The sequence below is a fragment of the Streptomyces sp. NPDC020299 genome, from assembly GCF_044387825.1.
Lineage (GTDB): Bacteria > Actinomycetota > Actinomycetes > Streptomycetales > Streptomycetaceae > Streptomyces.
The window spans coordinates 74,618-96,746 of the sequence record NZ_JBIRWL010000014.1; the positions used below are offsets into that span (position 1 = coordinate 74,618).

The 22,129-nt window shown below is 69.1% G+C and carries 14 protein-coding genes; 9 read left to right on the top strand and 5 right to left on the bottom strand.

The genetic code is table 11. The features are described from left to right. The first annotated feature begins 27 nt into the window (after positions 1 to 27). The 3 genes from ACH45E_RS31320 to ACH45E_RS31330 all read left to right on the top strand — a co-directional run bounded on the left by ACH45E_RS31320 (position 28) and on the right by ACH45E_RS31330 (position 11,019). On the top strand, positions 28 to 3,666 hold the full coding sequence (locus ACH45E_RS31320; RefSeq protein WP_361447999.1) for a LamG domain-containing protein: 3,639 nt from the start codon (positions 28 to 30) through the stop codon (positions 3,664 to 3,666). A gap of 125 nt (positions 3,667 to 3,791) precedes the next feature. Next, positions 3,792 to 10,649 (top strand): polymorphic toxin-type HINT domain-containing protein, encoded by a 6,858-nt coding sequence (locus ACH45E_RS31325; RefSeq protein WP_361448002.1) that lies wholly within the window; start codon positions 3,792 to 3,794, stop codon positions 10,647 to 10,649. A gap of 40 nt (positions 10,650 to 10,689) precedes the next feature. Then, the gene (locus tag ACH45E_RS31330; protein ID WP_361448005.1) at positions 10,690 to 11,019 is read left to right on the top strand and encodes a hypothetical protein; all 330 of its coding nucleotides are present in this window, start codon (positions 10,690 to 10,692) and stop codon (positions 11,017 to 11,019) included. A 479-nt stretch (positions 11,020 to 11,498) separates the two neighbouring features. On the opposite strand, the gene ACH45E_RS31335 is transcribed toward ACH45E_RS31330, so the two are convergent. Together ACH45E_RS31335 and ACH45E_RS31340 are read right to left on the bottom strand one after the other, a co-directional pair. Continuing rightward, the gene (locus ACH45E_RS31335) at positions 11,499 to 11,711 is read right to left on the bottom strand and encodes a DUF397 domain-containing protein (protein WP_361448008.1); all 213 of its coding nucleotides are present in this window, start codon (positions 11,709 to 11,711) and stop codon (positions 11,499 to 11,501) included. A 13-nt stretch (positions 11,712 to 11,724) separates the two neighbouring features. Continuing rightward, positions 11,725 to 12,579 carry a helix-turn-helix transcriptional regulator gene (locus ACH45E_RS31340; protein ID WP_361448011.1) on the bottom strand — a complete coding sequence of 285 codons (855 nt, stop codon included), beginning with the start codon at positions 12,577 to 12,579 and terminating at the stop codon, positions 11,725 to 11,727. A gap of 157 nt (positions 12,580 to 12,736) precedes the next feature. Between ACH45E_RS31340 and ACH45E_RS31345 the strand changes: the two genes are divergently transcribed. Together ACH45E_RS31345 and ACH45E_RS31350 are read left to right on the top strand one after the other, a co-directional pair. Further along, positions 12,737 to 13,216 (top strand): ATP-binding protein, encoded by a 480-nt coding sequence (locus ACH45E_RS31345; RefSeq protein ID WP_361448014.1) that lies wholly within the window; start codon positions 12,737 to 12,739, stop codon positions 13,214 to 13,216. Beyond that, complete coding sequence (locus ACH45E_RS31350; protein WP_361448017.1) at positions 13,213 to 13,797, top strand: Uma2 family endonuclease; 585 nt, start codon at positions 13,213 to 13,215, stop codon at positions 13,795 to 13,797. The genes ACH45E_RS31345 and ACH45E_RS31350 overlap by 4 nt, the downstream gene beginning before the upstream one ends. Here ACH45E_RS31350 and ACH45E_RS31355 read toward each other — a convergent pair. Beyond that, a complete protein-coding gene (locus ACH45E_RS31355; RefSeq protein ID WP_361448020.1) occupies positions 13,757 to 14,671 on the bottom strand; it encodes an AraC family transcriptional regulator in 915 nt (304 codons plus the stop codon). The genes ACH45E_RS31350 and ACH45E_RS31355 overlap by 41 nt on opposite strands. Positions 14,672 to 14,742: 71 nt before the next feature. Between ACH45E_RS31355 and ACH45E_RS31360 the strand changes: the two genes are divergently transcribed. The 4 genes from ACH45E_RS31360 (at position 14,743) to ACH45E_RS31375 (ending at position 20,144) form a co-directional block, all read left to right on the top strand. Next, positions 14,743 to 15,645 carry an MBL fold metallo-hydrolase gene (locus tag ACH45E_RS31360; protein WP_361448023.1) on the top strand — a complete coding sequence of 301 codons (903 nt, stop codon included), beginning with the start codon at positions 14,743 to 14,745 and terminating at the stop codon, positions 15,643 to 15,645. Between the two features lie 47 nt (positions 15,646 to 15,692). Next, complete coding sequence (locus ACH45E_RS31365) at positions 15,693 to 16,559, top strand: serine/threonine-protein kinase (protein ID WP_361448026.1); 867 nt, start codon at positions 15,693 to 15,695, stop codon at positions 16,557 to 16,559. Positions 16,560 to 16,663: 104 nt separating this feature from the next. Further along, complete coding sequence (locus tag ACH45E_RS31370) at positions 16,664 to 18,277, top strand: succinic semialdehyde dehydrogenase (protein WP_361448029.1); 1,614 nt, start codon at positions 16,664 to 16,666, stop codon at positions 18,275 to 18,277. A 61-nt stretch (positions 18,278 to 18,338) separates the two neighbouring features. After that, positions 18,339 to 20,144, top strand: a complete 1,806-nt coding sequence (locus tag ACH45E_RS31375) for a GMC family oxidoreductase (protein ID WP_361448032.1) — start codon at positions 18,339 to 18,341, stop codon at positions 20,142 to 20,144. A 102-nt stretch (positions 20,145 to 20,246) separates the two neighbouring features. Here the strand turns inward: ACH45E_RS31375 and ACH45E_RS31380 are convergent, their stop codons facing one another. Beyond that, positions 20,247 to 21,296 (bottom strand): LAETG motif-containing sortase-dependent surface protein, encoded by a 1,050-nt coding sequence (locus ACH45E_RS31380; protein WP_361448035.1) that lies wholly within the window; start codon positions 21,294 to 21,296, stop codon positions 20,247 to 20,249. A gap of 469 nt (positions 21,297 to 21,765) precedes the next feature. Then, positions 21,766 to 22,035, bottom strand: coding sequence for a chorismate mutase (locus ACH45E_RS31385; protein WP_361448038.1), 270 nt, complete (start codon positions 22,033 to 22,035; stop codon positions 21,766 to 21,768). Positions 22,036 to 22,129: the final 94 nt, after the last annotated feature.

Below are 22,129 nucleotides of genomic sequence, written 5' to 3' on the forward strand. Positions count from 1 at the left end.
CGCACGGGGAACAGAAGGCACATCACGATGAAGATCCGCACGAGCCGCAGACGCCGTGCCGCCCTCGTCGCCACGGCTGTCACGGCCCTGCTGACGACAGGCCTGGGCATCACGCCCGCCACCCAGCAGGCCGAGGCGGCGGCCTCCGGTCGCGCCTCACACGAAAGCGGCCGGGCGCTCAGTCAGAACGACGCCCGGGCCAAGGCCGAGAAGTCGGGCAAACCGGTCGAGATCCAGAGCCTGCGCGACGAGCGCAGCAGCACCGTCGCGAACCCCGACGGCACGTTCACCACCACCGAATACGCCCAGCCCGTCCGCACCCGCAAGCACGGCGAGTGGACGAGTATCGACACCGACCTCGTCCGGCGGAAGAACGGCACGTTCGCCCCGAAGGCCTCGCTGACCGCCATGTCCTTCTCCGGCGGCGGTGACAGGACCTTCGCCGAGATCGAGAGGGACGGTCACACGCTGTCCCTCGACTGGCCTCGGACGCTGCCGAAGCCGAAGATCGACGGCCCCACCGCCACGTACGGGAACGTGCTGCCCGGTGTCGACCTCAAGGTCACCGCGAGTGCCGAGGGCTTCTCCCACGTACTGGTGGTGAAGAACGCGAAGGCGGCGGCCAACCCCGAACTGCAGAAGCTCCAACTTCCTGTCGGCACCACCTCGGTCAGCCTGAAGGAGAACACCAGCGGCGGCCTGACCGCCACCGACACCGGCGCGGGCGGTGCCGTCTTCGAGGCACCGCGGCCGTTGATGTGGGACTCCAGCCACACGGCCGGCAGCGAGCCGTCCGCGTCGCCAACGGCCTCGGCCGGGCAGGACACCGAGGCGGTCACGCCGCCGGACGGGGCCCAGGTGGCCGACGTGGGCGTCGACGTCACGTCCGGCGCCATGACACTGACCCCGGACCAGAGCCTGCTCACCGACAAGGACACCGTCTACCCGGTCTACATCGACCCCGTCGTCAAGTCCGCGAGCAGGACCGCCTGGACCATGGTGTCCTCGCACTACTCCAGCGCCTCGTTCTGGAAGTTCGACGACGACGAAGGCGTGGGCCGCTGCCCGTCCGACGTCTCCTTCCGCTGCTCCAGCACCGACGACGTCAAGCGGCAGTTCTTCGCGATCCCGACCGGCACCTTCAAGGGCAAGGACATCGTCGAGGCCTCCTTCGGTGTCACCATGGTCTTCACCTACAGCGACGCGGCACGCGAAGTGCAGCTGGCCCGGGTCAACAGCGGCGGCGCGAGCGCGATCAACTCGTCCACGAACTGGTTGAACCAGCCGACCTCGAAGGCGACGATCGGCAGCAAATCGCCCACCAACCCGGCGGGTTCCTGCACGTCCACCAACCAGAACGTGCTGTTCGACGCCAAGAGCACCGTGCAGACCGCGGCCGACAAGGGCTGGGGCACCACCACCTTCCGCCTCAAGGCCGGCAGCGAGTCGGACACCTCGTACTGGAAGCGCTTCTGCGGCAACGCCTACCTGTCCGTGAAGTACAACCGGCCGCCGCTGGAACCGGACCAGGACGACCTGACCATGTCGCCCGGTGACACCTGCGAGTACGGCAACGCCACCGACCACTACGTCAGCGAGGCGCCGGTCCTGCACGCCGTCATCCGTGACTACGACCACGGCGACACCGGTTCCAACTCCGAGTCCCTGCAGGCCCGTTTCAAGGTCTGGTGGACCAATGGCTCGGGCGACGAGGTGGTCCACTACGCGACCACGGCGAAGAAGTCGACGTACAGCGTGGGCAAGGACGGCCAGACCGGCGAGCAGGTGTTCAAGTACGCCGTGGGAGACGACGTCTCAGGCGACGGTGAAGCGGGCTTCTCCCTCCCGCAGAACACCGTCATCGCCTGGTCGGTCCAGGGCTACGACCAGCAGTCGTACGGCGCCTGGTCCACCGACGGCGACCAGACCCGCTGCGAGTTCATCTACGACAACACCAAGCCCAAGGCTGCCAAGGTCACGTCGGACCGGTACCCGGACGACGACGCCTGGCACGCGGGCACCGGCGACTACGGCAGCTTCACCATGGACTCGCCCGCCGCGGACGTGACGAAGTACACGTACTACTTCACCGGCCCGCAGGCCGACCACACGAAGAAGACGGTGGCCGCCGAGTCCACCGGCGGCCCCGCGACCATCCGCTGGATGCCGCCCGGCGAGGGCTCCTACACCCTGCACGTCAGTGCGGTGGACGGCGCCGGATTCCCGCAGCAGACACCGACCGGTTATGTCTTCCTCGTCAGCGACGGCCGCGCACCCGTCGCCGCCTGGACCCTCGGTGACGTGAAGGGCTCGGCGAAGGCGGCCGGCAGCAACGGCACCCCTGCCGCCACCGCCGGTTCCGGGGTGACGTTCGGCGCCGCGGGGCCCCTGGGCTCCACCGATACCGCGGCTTCGCTCGACGGCACCGAGAACGCCTACCTCGACGCCGGCGCGCCCGCGGTCGACACCGGCAAGAGTTTCTCCGTCAGTGCCTGGGTGATGCTGCCCTCGCTGCCCACCGAGGACGTCACGGTAGTCAGCCAGGACGGCACCGCCCAGGTCGGCTTCGAACTCGGCTACGACGTCGACAGCGCCTCATGGACCTTCCGTATCCCGGTCAGCGACATGGAGTCGCTGGGCTCCTGGAAGGTTTCGGGCGCAGCGGCTGTCGCCGGCAGCTGGACGCATCTGATCGGGGTCTACGACGCCGAGCTGGGCAAGATGATGCTCTACGTCAACGGCGTCGTCGTCGCCGACGACATCCAGGCGCGGCACACCACGTGGAACGCGACCGGCGCCCTGCAGATCGGCCGCAAGATCGCCCTGGACGGCTACACCACCTACCTCAAGGGCAGCGTCGCCGACGTGAAGCTCCACGACCGCGTCATCCCGCCCACCGAGGGCCAGGAACTCGGCGGCATCCAGCCACACCAGCTCGCCTACTGGCAGCTGGACCAGGCCGCCAACGGCATCTCGCCGGAGACCTCCGGCAGCACCGGCCTGACCCTGGGCGGCGGCGCCTCGATCTACGTGCCGGACGAGTCCTGCGACCCCGAGACGGACCCGGACTGCGTGCCCCCGGCCGAACCCCTCTGGGGTGACGGGCACCTCGCCCTCAACGGCACCTCCGCCTACGCCACCCGGGCGGGCACGGGACCGCTCTCGGCCCAGGACAGCTTCACCCTGACCGCTCGCGCCCGGCTCGCCGCGGCGAACCCGACGGCGGACGAGACGGTGCTGTCCCTGTCCGGTACGAAGGGCAGCGCCATCAAGGTGAAGTACGTGGCCGCGAGCAGCCGCTGGCAACTGGTGGTGACCGGCGGGGACACGGCCTCCCCGGTGACCACCACGGTCCTGGACAACGCCGACCCGCCGAGCTCGGAGGGCGACGGCGACCATCTCGCGCTCGTCTACAACGCGGTCTTCGGCGACGTACTGCTGTACGTCAACGGAACCGCGGTGGCCGACGCCGCCTGGGACAACACCTGGGACTTCAGCACCACCAGTCTCCAGATCGGCCGTGCGCTGACCGGAACGAAGGCCGGCGAGTACTTCTCCGGTGCCGTCGACGAGGTGCGCATGTACCAGGGCCCGCTGGATGCCTCACTGGTGGCTCTCGTGGCGACCCTGCCGGGCGGCAGCAGCATCGAGGAGACCTCCGCCTGACCCTCCCGACGCGTGGGCGGGCGGCCTGCGGGCCGTCCGCCCCTGTCGTCGTGCGCACCAGCCCCCTCACCCCCTCCGATGTCCCCCCCCACACACATCGTTGTCCCGACTCCGATGGAGATGTCATGTCCTCGCCCCCATGGTTCCGGTCGCCCAGACCGGCCTGGCGAAGCGGCCGAAAGCGGGCCGCGCTGGTCCTCGGACTGGCGCTGTCCATAGGGCTGCTCCCGCAGTACGCCCCCCAGGCCCAAGCCGACGGTGGCCTGACCAGGCCGAAGACCCAGACCAACCTCGACGACCCGGTCGACGGCAAGAACGACACGCCCAAGGCGTTCAAGAAGACCGACGAGGCCAAGAAGGCCGCGGTCAAGCACGCCGACAAGGCGCACTGGCCCAAGGCGGGCAGCGCGCGGCTCAAGCTCTCCTCCAAGGCGTCCAAGGCTCAGGGCCTGCCCCTGATGGCGAAGGCGACCGGTGGCAAGAAGGGCGCCGACTCGGTACGCGTCCAGGTCCTGGACCACAAGGCCGCCTCGGCCGCAGGCGTCGACGGCGTACTGTTCACCGTCGCCCGCACCGACGGCGACACCGCCAAGGGTGCCGCGCAAGTCACCCTCGACTACTCCGACTTCGCCGACGCCTACGGCGGCGGCTACGGCTCCCGGCTCCGCTTCGCCCAGTACCCGGCCTGCGTCCTGACCACGCCGCAGAAGAAATCCTGCGCCACGCCGACGTACCTGAAGAGCACCAACGACACGGCGAAGCAGAAGCTGACGGCGACCGTCCAGGCGGCCGGTGACACCTCCGGCCCCTCCACCCAACTGCTGGAAGCCGGCGCCACCAACTCCTCGGCCACGGTCGTGGCGGCCACCTCCGGCAGCAGCGGCGACGGCGGCGACTACAAGGCGACCAGCCTCTCCCCGTCCTCCCAGTGGGGCGTCGACACCAGCTCGGGCGCGTTCACCTGGTCGTACCCGATGACCACCCCGCCGGTCCCCGGCGGCCTGCAGCCGACCGTCGGCTTCGGCTACAACTCGCAGTCGATCGACGGCCAGACGGCGACGACCAACAACCAGGGCTCGTGGATCGGCCAGGGTTTCTCCTACGAACCCGGTTTCATCGAGCGCAACTACAAGCCGTGTGCCGACGACGGCCACGACGCCAACAACGGCGACGAGTGCTGGGCGTACGACAACGCCACGGTCTCCCTCGCCGGCGGCACCTCCGGTGAGCTCATCAAGGATGACAAGACCGGTGAGTGGCGGATCGACTCGGACGACAACTCCAAGGTCGAGCACCTGACCAACGCCACCAACGGCGACAACAACGGCGAGTACTGGAAGATCACGACCTCCGACGGCACCCAGTACTACTTCGGCCTCAACCGGCTGCCCGGCTACGCGAGCGGTAACGAGGAGACCGACTCCACCTGGACCGTCCCCGTCTACGGCGACGACTCCGGCGAGCCCTGCTACAACGCCACCTTCGCCGACGCGTACTGCACGCAGGCCTGGCGCTGGAACCTCGACTACGTCGTGGACCCGCACGGCGACGCCATGTCGTACTTCTACGGCAAGGAGACCAACTACTACACCCAGGGCCTGAAGACCACCGAGAACGGCAAGGCCTACATCCGCGGCGGCTACCCCAAGCGCATCGACTACGGCCAGCGCGACGGCAAGGTGTACTCCACCAAGCCGGCCGCCCAGGTCGTCTTCACCACGGCCGAGCGCTGCATCGGATCCCTCACCGACTGCTCCGCCGACGCCCTGAAGGACTCCACCGCCGCCGACTGGCCGGACATCCCCTGGGACCAGAACTGCAAGGCCGCCACCAAGTGCCCCGGTCAGAACTCCCCGACCTTCTGGACCCGCAAGAAGCTCACCAAGGTCACCACGCAGATCCGCACCGGCGACTCGACGTACTCCCCGGTCGACGAGTGGAGCCTCACCCACGTCTTCACCGACAACGGCGACGCGTCGAAGTCCCTGTGGCTGAGCAAAATCGACCACACCGGCAAGACGGGCAGCGACGTCTCCGTCCCCTCCGTCGAGCTGTACGGCACGCAGTTGCCCAACCGCGTCGACAAGGCCGGTGACAACCTCCAGCCGTTCTACCGCTTCCGCCTGTCGGGCGTGAAGAACGAGGCCGGTGGTGCGATCAGCGTCAACTACACCGACAACCAGTGCACGACGAGCAACCTCCCGGCCGAGGACTCCTCCAAGGTGCGGTGCTTCCCGGTGAAGTGGAACCCGCCGGGGGTCGAGGACCCCATCGTCGACTGGTTCCACAAGTACGTGGTCGCCTCCGTCGTCCAGACCGACCTCACCGGCGACAACCCCGACCAGGTCACCTCGTACACCTACCTCGGTGACGCGGGCTGGCGGAAGACGCGCGCCGACGGCATCACCAAGTCCGAGTACCGCACGTGGGGCGACTGGCGCGGCTACGGCAGGGTGCGGGTGGTCACCTCCGACGGCACCAACTCCGCCTCCAACACCAAGACCGAGCACGTCTTCTTCCGCGGCCTCGACGGCGACGTGGACAAGGACGGCACCAGCCGCTCGGCGACGGTCACGGATTCCAACGGCGTCTCCTACGACGACTCCGACTGGAAGGCCGGCCAGGAGCTGGAGACGATCACCTACAACGGCTCCGACATCACCCAGAAGTCGGTGACCGTGCCCTGGACCGCGGTGACCGCGACGGAGACCGAGGACTGGGGCACCCGCAAGGCCCGCTACATCGCCACCGGTTCGACGGACACGTACACGGCGCTCACCGTGGGCGGCTGGCGGCACACCAAGTCGACCACCACCTACGACGACACCACCGGCCGCGCGGTCCGGGTCGACGACGACGGCGAGGTCGGCGTCGCCGACAACGAGTGCACCCGCACCGAGTACGCCGACAGCGCGAGCCTGCACCTGTACTCGCTCGTGTCCCGGGTGGAGAAGGTCGGCGTCGACTGCTCGACCACACCGAACCGTGCGTCAGACGTCATCTCCGACGACCTGACGTACTACGACGGTTCGACGACGCTGGGCGCCGCCCCGACCAAGGGCGACCCCACCATGACCAAGCGGCTGTCCTCGCACGACGGCACGACGGCGACGTACCGGACGACAGCCGTGACGACGTACGACGCCTACGGCCGCCCGCTGGTGGTGAAGGACGCCGAGACCGCGGCTACCACGTCCAAGTACACGTCCTCGACCGCCTACACCGACACCTACGGACTGGCGACCAAGTCCACCGTCACCAACGTCGACGGCTGGACGACGTCCACCGAGTACGCACCCCAGTGGGGCCTGCCGAGCGCCAAGGTCGACATGAACGGCAAGCGCGCCGACCTCGCCTACGACGGCCTCGGCCGCCTGGTCTCGGTCTGGCTGCCCGACCGCCCCAAGGCGTCGAACCTCACGCCGTCTCTCAAGTACGAGTACCTGGTCCGCGGCGACGACGGCCCGACCGCCGTCCACACCCAGAAGATCCAGGCCGACGGAACGACGTACGGCAGCGAATGGTCGCTGTACGACGGCTTCCTCAGGCCCCGCCAGGATCAGACGCAGGGCGCGGACGGTGGCCGCATGGTCGCCGACACGTTCTACGACGGTTCGGGCCGCGTGGCGAAGGTCAACGACACCTACTACACCTCGGGCGCGCCCTCCACCACCCTGTTCAAGCCGGTCAACGCCGACCTCGACGCGCAGACGGTCACCGAGTACGACGGCGCGGGCCGCACCACGGCCTCCGTGTTCATGGTCCAGGGCACGGAGAAGTACCGCACCACGTACGCCTACGGCGGTGACCGGGTCACGACCACCCCGCCGAAGGGCGGCACGAAGACCACGGTCGTCAAGGACGCCCGGGACAACGCGACGACCCAGATCCAGTACCCGACGGACGGCGACGCGGTCACCACCGCGTACCGCTACAACCCCGCCGGCCTGCTCACGAAGGTGACGGACGACAAGGGGAACGCCTGGTCGTACACGTACGACCAGCTGGGCCGCAGAATGACGGCCACCGACCCCGACACCGGCGCCTCCTCGTACACCTACGACGACCTGGACCGGCAGACCTCGGTCACCGTCAACGGCGACAAGACGTCGACCGTTTACGACGAACTGGGCCGAGCGGTCTCGACCTGGCAGGGCGAGGCGACCACCGGCACCAAGCTCTCGGTGACCAAGTACGACACCGTCGCCAAGGGCGAGCTGTACGGCGTCTACACGTACAAGGACGGCGCGGTCTACTCGTCGGTGACCTACCCGGTCCTCGACGGCGACAACGACTTCAAGCCGACCTCGACGAAGTACTACCTCTCCAAGACGGCCGAGCCGCAACTGGGCGGGACGTACGAGTTCACCACCCAGTACAACCGGGACGGCACGCTCCAGGGCCAGGGCCTGCCGGCGGCGGGTGACCTGTCCGCCGAGGCACTGTCGTACGTCTATGACGACCTGCAGCGCCCGGTGGGCCTGAACACCTCCCTCGGTGGCGGCAGTTACGTCACCGACGCGTCGTACTCGCCCACGTCGAACCTTGAACAGCTGGAGCTGTCGTCGGGTGACTCCGCCGCGCCGAAGACGTGGATCACCAACACCTTCGAGGCGGGCACGGACCGTCTGGCCAACTCGCGGGTGGACGTCGAGGGCGCGTCGAGTGTCGCCTACGACGCGGACTACACATACGACGAAGACGGCAACATCCTCTCCATCGCGGACACCCCGACCCGCGGCACCAGCGACGTCCAGTGCTTCAAGTACGACGGTCTGGCCCGCCTGAAGGAGACGTGGACCTCGTCCGTGACGCCCAACGGCGCCAAGGGCACCGGCAGCACGGAGACGGCCTGCGCGACGGGCGCCTCGTCCTCGACGGTGGGCGGAGTGTCCCCGTACTGGACGGAGTACGGCTACGACTCGATCGGCAACCGCACCAGCGAGGTGCGCCACGGCCTGAACGGCGCGGCGACCGCGAGCCGGACCTACACGTACGGCAAGGGTTCCGGCCCGAAGGGCACGGACTCCGGCCCGCACACGGTGTCGTCGGTCGTCGAGAAGAAGGACGCGACGAGCACCACGCCCGCCGTCACCTCCCAGGACACCTACACCTACGACGCGTCCGGCAACACCAAGACGCGCGTCCTGGACGGCGACACCCAGTCGCTGGACTGGGACAAGCAGGGCGAGCTGACCACGGTCACGAACGCCGACAAGTCGGTGACGACGTACAAGTACGACGCCTCGGGCTCGCGGGTCCTCAGGGACACCCCCGACGAGAAGACGTTCTACCTGCCGGGCATGGAACTGCACCTGGACAAGTCAACGTCCAAGGTGACGACGACCCGCTACTACGCCTTCGCCGACACGACGGTCGCGATGCGGGAGGCGGACGGCGTCCACTTCCTCGCCTCGGACCACCAGGGCACGGCGGAGCTGGCGGTCGACGCGAAGACGGGCGCCACGACCCGTCGCCGCACGGACCCGTTCGGCAACGCGCGTGACGAGTCCTCGTCCTCGTCCTCCTCCTCGGGCTGGGTGAACGACAAGGGCTTCGTGGGCGGCACGATCCAGGAGTCCACGGGCCTGACGACACTCGGCGCTCGCGAGTACGACTCGGACACGGGTCGCTTCATCTCGGCGGACCCGGTCGTCGACTACAACGACCCGCAGCAGATCAACGGTTACGCGTACAGCAACAACAGCCCGGTGACGGGCTCCGACCCGACCGGCCTGTGGTGCGACAGCTGCAACGACGGCAAGGGCTGGCCCACCGTCGACGGCTACGGCGACGACAAGCCCAAGAAGGGCGGCACCGGCAGCGGGAATTCGGGCGGTGGCGGTGGCGGTGGCGGTGGCAGCCCCAGTCCTCCGCCGGCTCAGGCCAAGGCGGACCAGGCCCGCGAGAAGGAGGACGCGGCCAAGCAACGGGCGATGGCCATCGCCAAGGAACTGGCCAGTATCGCCGCTGACGAACTCGGCATCACGGACGCACTGGACTGCTTCACGACCGGCAGCCTCGGCTCCTGCGGCAACACCGCGCTCAACGTGGTGTCCTCCTTCTTGGGGGGCGGCCCGCTCGCCAAACTGGCCAAGAAGTACTTCCTCAGGTGGGACAAGGCCGGGGCCTTGGCCAAGCGCATCTACCACCTCGGTGACGACCTGCTGGACAGCTTCAACGGCTGGCGCAAGAGCCGCAAAGAGGCGAACCGGCTGGAGAAGCTGGCCAAGGAATGCAAGACAGCCAACAGCTTCACACCGGACACCAAGGTGTTGATGGCCGACGGCACCGCAAAGAAAATCAAGGACGTCGATATCGGGGACAAGGTCCTTGCCACTGACCCCAAGACCGGCGAGACCAGGACCGAAACGGTCACTGCCGAAATCAAGGGCCAGGGACTCAAGCACCTCGTCAAGGTCACCGTCGACATCGACGGCAAGAAGGGCTCCAAAACGGCATCGGTCACCGCGACCGACGGGCATCCCTTCTGGGTCCCCGGGCTGGGCGAGTGGATCAAGGCAACCGATCTGCACAGCGGTGAGTGGCTGGAGACAAGGGCGGGAACCCGCGTCCAGGTCACCGCGGTCCAGCGCTGGACGGTCCTGCAGACCACGGTCCACAACCTCACGGTCAAGGACCTGCACACGTACTATGTGGTGGCGGGCGAGACGCCGGTCCTCGTTCATAATTCCAGCTGCTCTGTGCCGATTTCGAAGGGTCGTTGGGATCACATATGGGATCGGCACGTTGTTCGTGTTGGCGAGTACCCGAACAAGAGCAAGTTCTTGACGACGAGCAAAGCGAAGATTCAGAAAATGATCAATCGCGCACTCGATGGTGAGACCCGCGACGGGGCGTACTACTACAAGTTTCCGAATCCGATCGGCCGGGACGGGAATGGAGATGATCAGTACTACATTCGGGTCGTGGTTCGTGATCGAAAACTAATCACAGCCTTCCCGTCTGAGGGGCCCGAGTGATGCGCGGTCGTGACATCGAACTCTCACTCAAGGAGGTGTCGTGGGTGTAGATGTGACCCTCGTGCGTGTGGAGCAACGAGGGAGCAGCCCGAGGCGGCGGCGCGCGAGTCAGGTAGACGCCGTTCTCGATCTTCACAGCAAATTCGCTCACCTTTGCGAATCGAGTGTGCTTCCCATGCTGAGTCGAGTGGATCCATACGGGACTCTGATCTTGAGTTCGAGCGAGATGGGCCAGTTCATCTCGGAAATCGAGGTCGAATGCTTGCGGGTCGAAGATCCTGCGGTGAAGGAGTTCCTGAAGGACGCGCTCAGGCTGGCTCGGGAATGTCAAGAACAAGGGGCAATGCAGCTGCGTCTTGACGGAGACTGAAAACTCGAACGGAAGTTGTTGTCGCGAACGCGAGATCAATGCGACCGTCTTCTGTCGAGCAGTAGACAGCGGTGTATGACGACAGCGCAGACGAACACGGACGGCCCTGCGAGGCAACTTGCGGGGCCGTCGACGTTGCTAGAGGCGGTGCAGAGTTGCGGCGCCGCAGCCATGCCGTCGTGAGAGCTTTTGGACGGAGGGGGCGCTGAGGGCGGTGATGGCTGTTTGTTGGAGGCGGGCGGACGTGAGCGTAGACGGCGGAGGTGACATCGATGGGGGACGGTCTTCCCATTGCGGCCCGGGAGGGTCTCCCTTGGGAAGTCCGGTGTGAAGGGCGAGTTTGAGCAGCGCAGGTTGCCGAGCCCCGCTGCATCGAGATCCCTGGACGTGATTGGCAGATATGGGCCACACTCACGCGTGGTGGCCTGCGGTTTGCGGTCCGCTCTGGCACACATCTGCCAATTGCCGGGTGAGTGAGCCTACTGGGGGTGGGTGTCTCTTGAGTCGAGGGGGCAGCCCTTGCGCAGCGTTGCTATGAGGGCGCCGAGTTGGGCTTGTTCGGTGGTGAGGATGGTTTGCGGGGTGTCGCTTTCGCGGAGGAGGATCGTTCCGGCGGGGGTGGTGGCGACGTAGACGCAGGCGGAGGCCTCCTGGCTGTAGGTGGACTTCTGCCAGTGCAGTCGATCGGGCATGGAGTGCTCCCCTTCAGAGGTCTTGGGCCAATTGGGTGATGAAGTCCCGGGATTTCGCCGGGGGCAGGGCGGCTTGCTGGATGCGGTCCAGGATCAGGCGGTAGCGCTCCAACTGGGCTGGTGAATCGATGAGTTCTGCACCGTGGTCGGTGTCGAGCTGGACGGTGTCGAGCTGCGTCACTGGGCCCTGGAAGTAGTCGATGCCCTGACCCGAGGTGTGGAAGGGGCCGCTGTCGAAGAGGATCACGGCAATGGTGACGTGGTCCAACTCGCCGATCTCATTCATGTGATTGAGCTGCGCCCTGACGGTGGCGCGGTCGCCGACGCGCATGCGCAGGGCGGCTTCGTGAATGATCGCCGTGTAGGACGGGGGCTGCTCGCGGTGGAGGATCTCCTGGCGCTTGATGCGGTGCGAGACGCGGTGCTCGATCTCGTGGGGCTTCAGTGGTGGCACCGTGTGGCTGAACAGGGCTCGGGCGTGGTCGGGGGTCTGCAGAAGTCCCGGGATGTTGATGACATGCGCCACGCGCAGTGCCGTGGCGTGGTGTTCGACCTCGGTGAGGTCCAGCATGCGAGGCGGGAGGATGTCCCGGTACTCCTCCCACCAGCCGCGCCGGCGCTCGCCGGTCATCGCGGCGAGGGCCTCGATCAGGGGCTCGTCGGTGCAGTCGTAGTGGCGGGTGATGGCGCGCACGCGGTCGGCGCTCACCCCGTAGCGCCCTGCCTCGATGTTGCTGACGCGTGACTGCGTGGCGCCGACGAGCGCGGCGGCCTGGGTGGCGGAGAGGTCGGCCCGCTCGCGCAGTCTGCGCAGCTCAACACCCAGTCGGCGGCGCCGGGCGGTGAGGAGAGGGCTTGGCTGCGGCATGGCTCCGGTTCCCGTTCGTACACATGGCGTGCGGGTCACTCGCGCGGAGGTAATAAGGGCTACATTCCCTGGCTTTCATGGAATGTAGTCCATGAAGCGCTCTACGGTGAGGCGCGTCCGCTCAGTCAAGCAAGTTCTCCCACCGCAGGAGGCGTTCATGGTCACCGTAACCCCGCCGGAGTGCGAAGCGGCCCCAAAGTGGTCGTACGCCCTCCAACTGCCCCACGATCCGCGTGCCGCGCGCATCGCCCGGGTTACCCTGCGGGCCGTGCTGGCCGGGCACGGGGCTTCGCAACTCAGCCAGACGGCCGAACTGTTGGCATCCGAGCTGGTGACCAACGCCTACCGGCACTCCACAGGACCCGCGACCCTGCGGCTGCGCGCGCTGGGCGGTAGCCGGCTGCGGGTGAGTGTCTGGGACACCAACCCGCACATTCCGCCGCCCTTCGACAGAAGGCCCAGTCCGGTCCACCCTGTCCCGGTCGACGCGGACGGCGGGCGCGGGCTCTTCCTCGTGTGCCACTACGCGGACGCGTGGGGCGGCTACCCGCTCGGTGACGATCTCTTTGGGCGCGGCGGGAAGCTGCTGTGGTGCGAGCTGGGGATCGTGGGGGAGGAAAGGGTAGATGCGGCGTGAGGGGTGCGACTGGGGCGTTCGACGGCATGCTCCGGATCGTCGAGGAATTGCACACGCCTCCCGGCTACAAGGCCGAACTCATCCGGGGGAAGATCGTCGTGTCGCCGTGGCCGAAGTTGCGCTGCATGAAGGCGATGAGGTCGCTGAGGCTCCAGTTGGAGTCCCATGTCCCGGGAGGGCACGACGTCGATGCCGCGCCCTTCCTCTTCACCTTCCCTGGCTGCGAGCGTGCGTTCGGACCGGCTCTGCACGTCGCCGATGAGTCCGCCTTCGAAGCCGAAGGCCGGCACGCCGATGGCGCCGCCCTCTCCCTCGTCGCCGAGCTGACCTCGGACTCGACGGAAGACGCCGACTGGCTCGACAAGCTGGAGACCTACGGGCGGATCGTGCCCGTGTACCTGCTGCTCGACATGCATGTCCAGGAGATCAACGCGTTCTGGGACCCGTCGCCGAGGGGCTACCGGTCCCGGACCAACCTTCCCTTCGGGCGGCCTCTGCACGTGCCCGCGCCCTTCGGCTTCGAGTTGGACACCTCGGGGTTCATCCAGCCCGAACGCCCTGCCGGTACCTCCCCGGAGTGACCCCGAACTCCCGGCTGAACGCGTGGGAGAGGGCGTACGGGCTGGCGTAGCCGGCGTCGCGGGCCACGGTGGCCAGGGGGGCGTCCGTGTCGCGGAGGCGGGTCGCTGCGAGGGTGAGGCGCCACCAGGTGAGGTAGGCCATGGGTGGGCGGCCCACCAGGGAGGTGAAGCGGCGGGACAGGGTCGCGCGGGAGACTCCTGCCTCGGTGGCCAGGCGGGCGTTGGTCCAGGGGGCCGAGGGGGCGGCGTGCAGGGCGCGCAGGGCCGCTGCGGTGGGCGGGTCGGACAGGGCGGCCGACCAGGCGCCGGTGCTCGCCTCCGTCAGCCAGGCCCGGACCATGTAGACCAGCAGGAGGTCCAGCAGGCTCGGCAGGGCGAGGGTCGCGCCCGGGCGGTCGCCGGTCAGTTCGCGGGCCAGGAGATCCACCGCGGCGCGGAGTTCGGGGTGGGCGCCGATCCGGTTCCGCAGGTGGACCACCTCGGGCAGTTCCGCCATCAGCGGGTGCACCCGGGCCCGGTCCAGGCGGTACTTGCCGCACAGCAGTTCCACTTGGGGCCCGCCCGCGGCTGGTCGTACGTCCGCCTCCGTCACCTTCTCGAACGGCACCGCCCGCCGCACATCCCCCGCCGACACCGGCCCGTCCGCCAGCACATGCCCCGCCCCGTGCGGCAGCAGCACCACGTCACCCGTGCCCAGCGTCACCGGTTCGCCGCCCCCGTCGGGCAGCAGCACGCAGCCGCCGCCGAGGACCACATGGAAGCCCGCCCCCTCGTATGCCGAGAGGCGCACACACCACCGCCCGCCCACCAGCAGCCGGTTGGAGGACGGCCGCCCGGTGCGGACGGCGGAGATCGCGTCGCTCACCACATCCATGAGACGTAAGCGTATCTGCTTGAGCCTTGCGGGCATTGGAACGCTCACACCGCGCTCCTAGCCTTCCAGGCATGGCTGAAGACAGCGTGCAGAGTTTCGTGATCGGTGATGTCGAGGTCCTCCGGATCGTCGAATGGCAGGGCCCCTTCGTGCCCGCGCCCCACCTCGTCCCGGGCGTCGGGCCCGAGCTGTGGAAGGAGTACGAGGAGCAGCTCGCCCCCGACCACTGGGAGCCCGGCAGCGACCGGGCGGTGGTCGCGATGCAGACCTGGGTGGTGCGCAGCGGCGGGCGGACCGTGCTCGTGGACACGGGGGTGGGCCGGGGGCGGGAGCGGCCCGGGAATCCGCTCTTCCATCAGCGGGAAGGTGACCTGCCGGGGCGGCTGGAGCGGGCCGGGGTACGGACGGGTGACGTCGATGTCGTCGTCAACACCCACATCCACGCCGACCACGTCGGCTGGAACACCCATGACGTCGACGGTGAATGGGTGCCCACCTTTCCCCACGCCCAGTACCTTCTTCCCACCGCAGACGACCTCCACTTCGGGCCGGACGGCGGGTACGGCGGAGGCGCGCGCGTGGACGATCGGCTCGTGTACGAGGACAGCGTCGCGCCCGTGCACCACGCGGGGCTGGCCGTCCGCTGGGAGGGGGAGTACCGCATCGACGAGCACCTCAGCCTGGAGGCCGCCCCGGGGCACACACCCGGCTCGTCCGTGCTCAGGGTCGCCTCGCGCGGCGAACGAGCGGTATTCGTCGGGGACTTGCTCCACAATCCCGTGCAGATTCTCCGTCCGGAGTGCAGCAGTTGCTTCTGCCTCGACCCGCGGCAGGCTGCCCGGAGCAGGCAGCGGGTTCTCGAACGGGCCGTTGAGGAAGTGGAGTTGGTGATACCGGCGCACTTCGGCGGGGGCGGCGCCGTGGAGGTGCGGCGGGCGGGTGGCCGTTTCTCCCTTGGCCGTTGGGCGGTCTGACCCCGTCCGCGTCGACAAGGGCATGGTGCGCACGGTACTCATGGGACATGAGCGAAGACGGCGAACGTGTGCCCGACGTACGTCTGCTCGGCGGGCGTTACCGGCTGATCGAGCGCATCGGCGTCATCGGTACGGGCGGCGCGAGCGCGGGCACCGGCACCGTATGGCGGGCGCTGGACGAGTCCACCCGGCGGTACGTCGCCGTGAAGCGGCCCCTGCCGCCCGGTGACCCGGAGGACGAGGCGCACACGCGGGCCGCGCACCGGCTGTACCGCGAGGCCCGCGCCGCCGCCCGGGTCGACCATCCGGCCGCCGTGCGCATCCACGACATCGTCCTGGAGGACGGACTCCCCTGGATCGTCATGGAGTTCGTCCTCGGCGAGTCCCTGCACACGCTCCGCGGGCGGGGGCCCCTGCCCGAGCCCGAGGCCGCCCGCATCGGTCTCGCCGTACTCGGTGCCCTGCGCGCGGCGCACGCGATCGGCATCGTCCACCGCGACGTCAAGCCCGCCAACGTCCTCCTCGAATCCGGCACCGGCCGCGTCGTCCTCACCGACTTCGGCACAGGACACGTCCACGGCGCCGGTTCCCCGGCCGACACCGGCTTCGTCGCACCCGAGCGGGGAATCGAGCCCGGCGCCGGCCCCGCTTCCGACCTGTGGTCGCTGGGTGCGCTACTCCACGCCGCCATCGAGGACCGGCCGGACGGGCACTCCGACGGGCACCCCGACAGGTACCCCGACGGGGACTCCGACGGGCCCCTCGACGGCCTCCGCCCACTGCTGGCCCGGCTCCTGGCCGAGGACCCCGCCGACCGCCCGGGAGCGGACGAGGTGGCGGCGGTGCTCGGCACGCTCGCCGAAAGCGCCGGAAGGTCCCCGGTCGCGCTGATCGCCGCCCCCACAACGCCCTGATCAGCGCATTCGCTGCCAGTGGTCACTGGCATCGTGTGAGCAGTCGGTGAATCCCCGTTACCCACGGGTACCCAAAGGTGTGGTTCCGGCATACCCTGCGGCTCATGACGGACTCGCAGGCCCCGGAAAAGACCGGCACCAACCCCCTCGCCCCCGCCCCGGAGGGCGCCCGTACCGCGGCCGACGTGGTCACCCCGGAGCTGATAGCGCAGCTCACCAAGGGCGTCGTCGGCTCCGGCAAGACCGAGAGCCACACCCCCTTCACCGGGGACAAGCTGGCCGACCTGCCCGAGTCCACCCCCGAGGACGTGGCCGACGCCTTCGACCGGGCCCGCGCCGCCCAGGCCGTCTGGGCCCGGACCCCGGTACGGCAGCGCGCCGCCGTGCTGCTCCGCTTCCACGACCTGGTGCTGGAACGCCAGGCCGAGGTCCTCGACCTCATCCAGCTGGAGACCGGCAAGGCCCGGCTGCACGCCCACGAGGAGGTCCAGGCCGTCGCCGTCGCGGCCCGGCACTACGGCCGCAAGGCACCCGCGTACCTGAGGCCGAAGCGGCACGCCGGCGCCGTACCGACCCTCACGAAGGTCACCGAACTGCGCCACCCGCGCGGTGTCGTCGGCCAGATCGCCCCCTGGAACTACCCGCTGGAGCTGTCGGTCGGCGACGCGCTCCCCGCGTTCGTCGCGGGCAACGCGGTGGTGATGAAGCCCGACACCGAGACCTGCCTGACCGCGCTGTGGGCCCGCGACCTGCTCATCGAGGCCGGACTGCCCGCCGACGTCTTCCAGGTCGTGCTCGGCGAGGGACCCGTCGTCGGCCCGGAGGTCGTCAAGCACGCCGACTACGTCTCCTTCACGGGCTCCACCCGCACCGGCCGCGAGGTCGCCCAGGGCGCCGCCGCCCGCCTGGTCGGCGTCTCCCTCGAACTCGGCGGCAAGAACGCCATGCTGGTCCTGGAGGACGCAGACCTGGACAAGGCCGCCGCGGGCGCCGTCCGTGCCTGCTTCTCCTCCGCCGGGCAGCTGTGCATCTCCATCGAGCGCCTGTACGTCCACGAGTCGGTCGCCGACGCCTTCCTGGAGCGCTTCGCCGCCCGCACCAAGGCCATGCGGCTGGGCAAGTCCCTCGCCTACGGCGCCGACATGGGCTCGCTGGTCGGCGACCGGCAACTGGAGGCCGTCACCCGGCACGTGGAGGACGCCGTCGCCAAGGGCGTCACCGTGGTCGCCGGCGGGGTCGCGCGCCCGGACATCGGCCCGTACTTCTACGAGCCGACGATCCTCGACGGCGTGACCGAGCCGATGTCGGTGTGCACGGAGGAGACCTTCGGCCCCGTCGTCTCCATCTACCGCTTCAGGACCGAGGACGAGGCGGTGGAACTCGCCAACTCCACGCCGTACGGCCTGAACTCCTCGGTCTGGACGAAGGACGGCCGCCGCGGCCGCGAGGTCGCCGCCCGGCTGCGCACCGGCACCGTCAACGTCAACGAGGGCTACGCCCCCGCCTACGGCAGCGTCCAGTCCCCGATGGGCGGCATGAAGGACTCCGGCCTCGGCCGCCGCCACGGCTCCGAGGGCATCCTCAAGTACACCGAGGCCCAGACGATCGCCCAGCAGCGGCTGCTGCCGATGGCGCCGTCGCTCGGCATGGACGACGAGAAGTACGCGGCGTTCATGAGCACCAGCCTGAAGCTGATGAAGGCGTTCCGCTTCCGCTAGCCAACCCGCCACCCCGCCAACCAGCCCGCCAGACAGCACCCGTTCTCGACGAGGAGAGCACGTGTCACAGGAGAGCTCTGTCCGCACGCAGGACGACGCCGCGTACGACTACGACGTCATCGTGGTCGGGTCGGGATTCGGCGGGTCCGTGACCGCCCTGCGCCTCACCGAGAAGGGCTACCGCGTCGGCGTCCTGGAGGCAGGACGCCGCTTCACCCGGGAGTCCCTGCCCAAGAACTCCTGGGACCTGAAGAACTACCTCTGGGCCCCCAAGCTCGGCATGTACGGCATCCAGCGCATCCACCTGCTGGGCAACGTCATGGTCCTGGCGGGCGCGGGCGTCGGCGGCGGCTCCCTCAACTACGCCAACACCCTCTACGTACCGCCGAAGGCCTTCTTCGACGACCCCCAGTGGCGGGACATCACCGACTGGCAGGAGGAGCTGAAGCCGTACTACGACCAGGCGCGGCGCATGCTCGGCGTACGGCTCAACCCGACGATGACCCCCTCCGACGTGCACCTGAAGGCGGCGGCGCAGCGGATGGGCGTCGGCGACACCTTCCACCTGGCGCCGGTCGGGGTGTTCTTCGGGGACGGCGAGGACGCCGACGGGACGGCGAAGGCCAAGCCGGGGGAACCGGTCGCCGACCCCTACTTCGGCGGAGCGGGTCCCGACCGCAAGGCCTGCACCGAGTGCGGCGAGTGCATGACGGGCTGCCGGCACGGCGCGAAGAACACCCTCAACGAGAACTACCTCCACCTCGCCGAGAAGGCGGGCGCGGTCGTGCACCCTCTGACGACCGTCATGTCCGTCACCGACGACTCACGCGGCGGGTACGCGGTCGCCACCCTGCCGACGGACCGGAAGAAGAAGGGCAAGGGCCGCACCTTCACGGCCCGCCGGGTCGTCCTCGCCGCCGGCACCTACGGCACGCAGACGCTGCTGCACCGCATGAAGGCCCACGGCCAGCTGCCATACCTCTCCGGCCGGCTGGGCGAGCTGACCCGCACCAACTCCGAGGCCCTGGTGGGCGCCCAGACGGACAACCGGCGCTACCGCAAGGCGCACGGCACGCCCAAGGCCGACTTCACGCGGGGCGTGGCGATCACGTCCTCCGTCCACCCGGACGAGAGCACGCACATCGAGCCGGTCCGCTACGGCAAGGGCTCCAACGCGATGGGCGGCCTGTCCATCCTCCAGGTGCCCTACGCGGAGGGCTCCTCCCGCGTCCTGGCCTGGCTGTCGAACGCGGCCCGGCACCCGCTGCTGGTCGCCCGCTCGCTCTCCAACCGCCGCTGGTCGGAGCGGACCATCATCGGCCTGGTGATGCAGTCGCTGGACAACTCCCTGACGACGTACCTGAAGCCGGACGGCGTCGGCAAGGGACTGCTGACCGCCCGCCAGGGCCACGGCGCGCCCAACCCCAAGCAGATCAGGGCCGCTTCCGAGGCCGCCTCCGCGCTCGCCGCCGAGATCAACGGCTTCGCGGGCAGCAACGTCGGCGAGCTGATGGGCACTCCGCTCACCGCCCACTTCCTCGGCGGCTGCCCGATCGGCGACTCCCGCGAGACGGGCGTGATCGACCCGTACCACCGGCTGTACGGCCACCCCGGCATCTCGGTCGTCGACGGCGCGGCGGTCTCAGCGAACCTGGGCGTGAACCCCTCGCTGACCATCACCGCGCAGGCCGAGCGGGCGATGTCGTACTGGCCCAACAAGGGCGAGGCGGACCCGCGTCCGGCCCAGGGCCGCCCGTACGAGCGGCTGAAGCCGGTGGAGCCGGCGAACCCGGTGGTCCCGGCCGACGCGTTCGGCGCCCTGCGGCTGCCGTTCCTGGGGATACCGGCGGTGCCGCCGAAGAAGTAGGCAGCAGTAGGCAGGAGTAGGCAGACGAGAAAAGAAGGACCTGCGCCCCCCTCCGAGCGCAGGTCCTTCTTTTGTCTTGGGGCGTATTACCCAGGTACTCGCTTACGCGCCGGCCTGGGCCTTGCGCCGCCGCACCGTGTACACGGCACCCGCACCGGCGACGACGGCGATACCGCCGACCAGGCCGATGACGGGCAGGGCGGAGCTGGAGCCGGTCTCGGCGAGGTTGCCGGTCGGCAGGTCGGAGACGTTGCCCTGCGGCTTCTTCACCGGGTCCTTGCTGCCCTTGTCGCTCGGCGCGGCGTCACCCGGCTCGGGGTTGGCGGCACCGGCCTTCAGCACCTCGAAGTCGTACTGCGCCCAGCCCTCGGCGATGCAGTCCTGACCCTCGACGTTGTCGAGATAGGCGCCGGAGCCGAAGGAGTAGGCGTCACCGGCCGGGGCCTTGGCGTCGATGCTGACGCGCAGGTCGAGCGACTTGCTGGCGCCCGACTTCAGGCTCTCCACGTAGAAGAAGTAGTCACCGGCCCAGTCGTCGGTGCCGATGCGGTCCCAGGTGCCGTCCTCGGGGTTCTTGAACTCCAGGTCGACGTACGGGCTCAGGTACTTGGACTCGTCGAGCTCGTAGTTCTCCACCTCGGCGTAGAAGGCGACGCCGTCGACGGTGGTCTTCGACTCGTTGGTGACGACCAGCTTGAAGCCGTGGAAGCCGTCGCCCGCGACGATCTTGCCCGGCAGGCCCTTGATGTCGGCGGACACCTTGGCGTCGCCGAAGTCCTCGTCGAGGTCCTCGCAGTACGGCACGTCGGGGTCCGACGGGTCCTCGCTCGGCTCGGCCGAGGTGGGCGCGGGCGAGGTCGGCGTGCCGGTGGGCGTGCCGGTCCCGGTCGGGGTGCCGGTCGGGGTACCCGTCGCGCTGGTCGTGCCGGTGGGCAGGGTGGGGCTGGTGGGCGTGCCGGTCTCGGACCCGGGCGAGGTGGGGGCGGCCGGGGTCCCGGTCGGCGTCTCGCTCGTCGGCGAGCCGGTCGCGGTCACGCTCCCGGTGGGGTCCGGCGTCGACTCCTCCGCGAACGCGGCAGGCGCGGACAGCAGCGCGAGCGGGGCTATGGCAGCCGTCGCGGCCGCTGCGGCCATGGCACGGCGAAGCTTCATGAAGACCTCGGGGTTCCGTTGTGCTGTGGTGGCAGCACGGGTGGCGGAGGGTGGCTCCGCGTGTGGGGCGCGGGTGACCCTTGGTTCTGCTGAGGTGTTTGATCCATGAAGCCTGTGAAGGGTTGCGCCGCTGCTCACAGAATTTTTATATGGCCTGAGTCACATACGTGAACCATCTGTGGGGGCGGCATGACGAAGGGCCCCGCGGGACGGATCCGCGGGGCCCTTCTTTCGTCAGCACCGGCGTCAGGGCAGCGTCGGTGCTCCGGGAGCGGCGCCGGGGGTTGCGCCGTATGCCTCGGGTGGTGCGGCGGCCGGCCCCGGGCGTCCCCGGAGCCGGCCGTTCTCCTGGGTGACCGGTCTGCTGTCTCCTGCCGGCTGGCACGGATTGCCGACTAGCACGGACACCCGGACCAACGAACCGGCCGGCCGGGCGCCACGCGCCGTACGGGTGAGAGGCGGGCCGAACTCAGATGCGACCCCGGCACAGTTCGAGAAGGGTCATGGCGAGGGAGGTGCCGGGCTTGCCCAGGGCGTCCCTGTAACGGCCGAGGATCTCCATCTCCCGGGACAGGTGCACGCGCCGCCCGCCGGAGGCGATACGGGTCTCCTGCACGACGGCGGACACGGCCATCCGCTCCTGGATGAGGCCGATGATCCGGTCGTCGAGCGTATCGATGCGCTCGCGGGCGTCGGCGATGGTCTGGTTCGCGCCTGTGGTGGCGGTGGTGGTCGTCATGTCGGGGCTCCTCACGAAGATGTGCGGGTGGTGTCCGGATGAGGTGCCCCGGAGCGGCAAGGCCCGGGAAACGACAGGCGCCCCGGGCCTTGTC

Excerpts from the sequence above, each read along its gene's own strand:
- ACH45E_RS31320 (WP_361447999.1), top strand. The coding sequence starts at position 28 with ATGAAGATCCGCACGAGCCGCAGACGCCGTGCCGCCCTCGTCGCCACG.
- ACH45E_RS31325 (WP_361448002.1), top strand. The coding sequence starts at position 3,792 with ATGTCCTCGCCCCCATGGTTCCGGTCGCCCAGACCGGCCTGGCGAAGC.
- ACH45E_RS31335 (WP_361448008.1), bottom strand. The coding sequence starts at position 11,711 with ATGCCCGATCGACTGCACTGGCAGAAGTCCACCTACAGCCAGGAGGCC.
- ACH45E_RS31340 (WP_361448011.1), bottom strand. The coding sequence starts at position 12,579 with ATGCCGCAGCCAAGCCCTCTCCTCACCGCCCGGCGCCGCCGACTGGGT.
- ACH45E_RS31345 (WP_361448014.1), top strand. The coding sequence starts at position 12,737 with ATGGTCACCGTAACCCCGCCGGAGTGCGAAGCGGCCCCAAAGTGGTCG.
- ACH45E_RS31355 (WP_361448020.1), bottom strand. The coding sequence starts at position 14,671 with ATGGATGTGGTGAGCGACGCGATCTCCGCCGTCCGCACCGGGCGGCCG.
- ACH45E_RS31360 (WP_361448023.1), top strand. The coding sequence starts at position 14,743 with ATGGCTGAAGACAGCGTGCAGAGTTTCGTGATCGGTGATGTCGAGGTC.
- ACH45E_RS31365 (WP_361448026.1), top strand. The coding sequence starts at position 15,693 with ATGAGCGAAGACGGCGAACGTGTGCCCGACGTACGTCTGCTCGGCGGG.
- ACH45E_RS31370 (WP_361448029.1), top strand. The coding sequence starts at position 16,664 with ATGACGGACTCGCAGGCCCCGGAAAAGACCGGCACCAACCCCCTCGCC.
- ACH45E_RS31380 (WP_361448035.1), bottom strand. The coding sequence starts at position 21,296 with ATGAAGCTTCGCCGTGCCATGGCCGCAGCGGCCGCGACGGCTGCCATA.
- ACH45E_RS31385 (WP_361448038.1), bottom strand. The coding sequence starts at position 22,035 with ATGACGACCACCACCGCCACCACAGGCGCGAACCAGACCATCGCCGAC.